Source organism: Rathayibacter sp. AY1A4 (assembly GCF_002930955.1).
Lineage (GTDB): Bacteria > Actinomycetota > Actinomycetes > Actinomycetales > Microbacteriaceae > Rathayibacter.
In genome coordinates this window covers 1-2,337 of the sequence record NZ_PSTN01000056.1, presented here as the reverse complement: position 1 = coordinate 2,337, position 2,337 = coordinate 1, and the positions used below count along the sequence as shown (strand labels likewise).

Sequence of the window (2,337 nt, the reverse complement as noted above, 5' to 3'; positions counted from 1 at the left end):
CTGTGACGGGCGAGCATGTCGATCGGCTGGCGGACGACGCTGAGCGGCGGGGTGACCAGCTCGCTCCACGGGTTGTCGTCGAACACGACGACCGAGAGGGCCTCCGGGATCCGGATCCCGAGCTGGAAGAGCCGGTGCACGGCGCTGCGCACCTGCGCGGTGTTGGCGACGACGAGGGCGGTCGGCGGCTCCGGCAGCGCGAGGAGGGCGGCGACCGCCTCGCCGCCGACGTCGCCGCGGAAGGGCACGTCGCGTACGAGCGTGGAGTCCAGCGGCAGGCCGGCCGCGGTGAGGGAGGCGCGGTACCCGGCGACGCGGGCCTGGCCGGTGGAGGTGTGCGCGGGTCCGGAGAGGATCGCGATCCGGGTGTGGCCGAGCGCGATCAGGTGGTCGGTGGCCCGGGCGGCGGAGGCGGAGTTGCCGATGCTGACGACATCGACGTCGTCGAGCCCGGGCGTGGTGCGGTCGACGAAGACCACGTCGACCCCGGCGCGGCGCAGGCGCGACCACTTCTCGAGGTTGTCGCCGGAGGGGGTGGCGATCACGCCTCCGACGGAGCGGTCGAGCAGGCTCGTGAGCGACTCGCCCTCGACGTGGGAGTCCTCCTGCGTGGTGACCAGGAGCACCTGGGCCCCGCGGGCGCGCGCCTCCCAGACCACCTTGTCGGCGAGGCGGGCGAAGAACGGGTTGGTGAGGTCGGGCAGGACCAGGCCGATCGCGAGGGCCTGCCCCTGGCTGAGCTCGCGGGCGGCGGCGCGGGGGCGGAAGCCGAGCTCGTCGATCGCCTCGACCACGCGGCGCCGCGTGTCGACCGCGACCGGGCCGGTGCCGTCGTTGAGCACACGGGAGACGACCGAGACCGAGACGCCCGCGGTGCGGGCGACGTCGCGGATCGTCGGAGCTTTCTGCACGGGTCCTCCCGGGGGCCGGCGGGGTCCTCGTCGAACGCCGCGATGCGAACTGCTGTTGACACAGCCTAACGGGCGCTGGTACAAAACTGGTACCGGTTCCACCCCGACCGGTCAGCAGAATTCCTCCGAAGAAGACTGCGCACGACGACGACGTCCACCGCCCTCACCGGCGGCTCTCCGCGTCCGTGCGCCACCGGACCAGAGAGGTCAACGTGAACCTGTACAAACTCCTCGGCGATCGCGAACGCGAGGGCCGCCCCATCCGCGTCGGGCTGATCGGCGCCGGCCGCTACGGCACCATGTACCTCTCGCAGGCGCGCAACATCCCCGGCGTTCACGTGGTCGCCATCGCCGACGTGAACGTGGCCCGGGCCCGCGGCGCCTTCGAGCTGGTCGACTGGCCCGCCGAGGCGATGGCCGCCGACATCCCCGAGGCGCTCGCCAACCGCACCACCACCATCGTCGACAACGCGGCCGTCCTCTTCGAGCACGACATCGACGTCATCGTCGAGGCGACCGGCAACCCCATCGTCGGCGTGCACCACGCCCTCCGCGCGATCGAGACCGGCAAGCACATCATCATGGTCACCGTCGAGGCCGACGCCCTCGCCGGACCGGCGCTCGCCAAGCGGGCGGAGAAGGCGGGCATCGTCTACTCGATGGCCTACGGCGACCAGCCCGCCCTCATCATGGAGCTCGTCGACTGGGCCCGCACCAGCGGCTTCGACGTCGTCTGCGCCGGCAAGGGCGCCAAGTACCTCGAGCACTACCACCAGATGAACCCCGACAACGTCTGGGAGAACTGGGAGTTCAGCAAGGAGCTCACCGACTCCGGCCAGCTCAACCCCTACATGCACACCTCGTTCCGCGACGGCACGAAGGCCGCCATCGAGATGGCCGCTGTCGCCAACGCGGCCGGGCTCGTCCCCTCCGACGCCGGCCTCACCTTCACCCCGGGCGACGTCGAGGAGATCGCCACGATCAGCCGCCCCCGCTCGATCGGCGGAGCGCTCGACCACGAGGGCACCGTCGACGTGATGTCGAGCGTCACCCGCGACGGCGCCCTCATCCCGCACAACACCCAGGAGGGCGTCTACGTCGTCGTCAAGGCGACCAACCCCTACGTGTCGACCTGCTTCGACGAGTACCCGTGGCACCCGGACCCGACCAAGCAGTACGCGGCGCTCTACCGCCCATACCACTACGTCGGCCTCGAGCTGAACATGTCGATCGCCAACGCCGCCCTGCGCGGCATCTCGACCGGCCACCCCGAGGGCTTCTACGGCGACGTGGTCGCGACGGCCAAGAAGGACCTCAAGGCCGGCGAGTTCCTCGACGGCGAGGGCGGCTTCACCGTCTACGGCAAGCTCGTCTCCGCGAAGCACTCGGTCGCCACCGGCGCCCTCCCCGTCGCGCTCGCCCACCA

2 protein-coding genes are annotated in these 2,337 nt (G+C 71.2%); one reads left to right on the top strand and one right to left on the bottom strand.

Features of this window, described 5'->3' with window-relative positions; translation table 11 throughout:
- Positions 1-911, bottom strand: a 911-nt coding sequence (locus tag C5B92_RS16755) for a substrate-binding domain-containing protein (protein ID WP_104350618.1), incomplete at its 3' end; no start/stop codon positions are given.
- Positions 912-1,123: 212 nt separating this feature from the next.
- On the opposite strand from C5B92_RS16755, the gene C5B92_RS16750 reads away from it, so the two are divergent.
- A partial coding sequence (locus tag C5B92_RS16750) for an NAD(P)H-dependent oxidoreductase (protein WP_104350619.1) occupies positions 1,124-2,337 on the top strand: 1,214 nt, incomplete at its 3' end.